This window comes from Microcoleus sp. w2-18bC1 (assembly GCF_036700365.1).
Lineage (GTDB): Bacteria > Cyanobacteriota > Cyanobacteriia > Cyanobacteriales > Microcoleaceae > Microcoleus.
Window position 1 is genome coordinate 1 of sequence record NZ_JAUBOS010000168.1, and the last position, 1,092, is coordinate 1,092.

The following is a 1,092-nucleotide window of genomic DNA, read 5'->3' on the forward strand; positions in this document are numbered from 1 at the left end:
TTTTGAGACTTCCCGATTGACCTGATCTCAGTCCGCCAATCAAAGTTAAAAGCGTAGTTTTTCCCGAACCGGAAGGCGGGAGCATCCCAATTTTGTAAAAGGGGAAAAGTATGATACAGTTCCCCTTTTATTTTAGCTGATCCCTATATTATAGGATGTAAAAATTTAGCGAGACTTTAATCAAATTCGCTTATCAAAATATATAAACTTAAACAAGTTGACCAAAAATACCTAAATAATTTTAGATTATTTATAATAATTCATTTAAGTAAGTACACCTCAGCTTAAGCATTTGACTAATATTTTTTAACGACCATTGAGCACCCGAAATTTTTAATCGCCTATCAATCTGTTTGACCGTTGATTCAACGGCCCCTGACCCAATCGAACAAATATTTTCTTCGGATAAAAGTTGATAATTTACGATTCGATGACGATGTTTAGTTATGTAGTTACAAAAATTAGCAGCTTGGCGACTACCGGCGGATTCAAATAGCTTAATTGTCTCCTTTACCTGACCCTCCCACAACAATTTTCTAGCTGGTTCCAGTCGTTTATTAGACCCTCCTACTTTGTGCAAGTTTTCCATTAAATGGAACCAGTCTAAGATTTCTCTCCGTCTGCCTTGAGGATTAAATTTATTAATTAAATTCCAAATTCGATCATGTCCATCTCCCAAACAGGTTAAGAGGGGACTTAAAGGCTGATTATTTACAAAATTAATTAAGCTTTCATTCTCTTGAAAATATGCAGCATAAAAACTGGAATGAAGCCTGACGGCTTTATAATCAAGCCATTGAGACCCTTCTCCCTGTTGACCTCTCACACGAACTTTACCTCCATCAACGCTAGTTTCTTTTATTGATAATTCTGCGATTGGTTCGCTCCACTCTTTCTGGCTTACTAACCTGTGTAAAGCTGAATGACCTATCTTAATACCCGTCTGAACTCCCACTTCAATTGCTGCTTTTTCAAAAGACAAAACCGCCGCCATTCTCAAAGAGCATTTTTCCAATAACAATACTCCGGACAGTTTTTAAGCAGCCAGAGTACCATAAGACAAGACTGAAGGAAGGTTAGGGTGATTTAAAA

At 37.1% G+C, this 1,092-nt stretch carries 1 protein-coding gene; it reads right to left on the reverse strand.

Going from position 1 to position 1,092, the window contains the following annotated elements; all coding sequences use genetic code 11:
- Positions 1-250: 250 nt before the first annotated feature.
- Entirely contained in the window at positions 251-1,015 is a 765-nt protein-coding gene (locus QT979_RS28880; RefSeq protein WP_333312392.1) for an ISKra4 family transposase, read from the reverse strand.
- Positions 1,016-1,092: the final 77 nt, after the last annotated feature.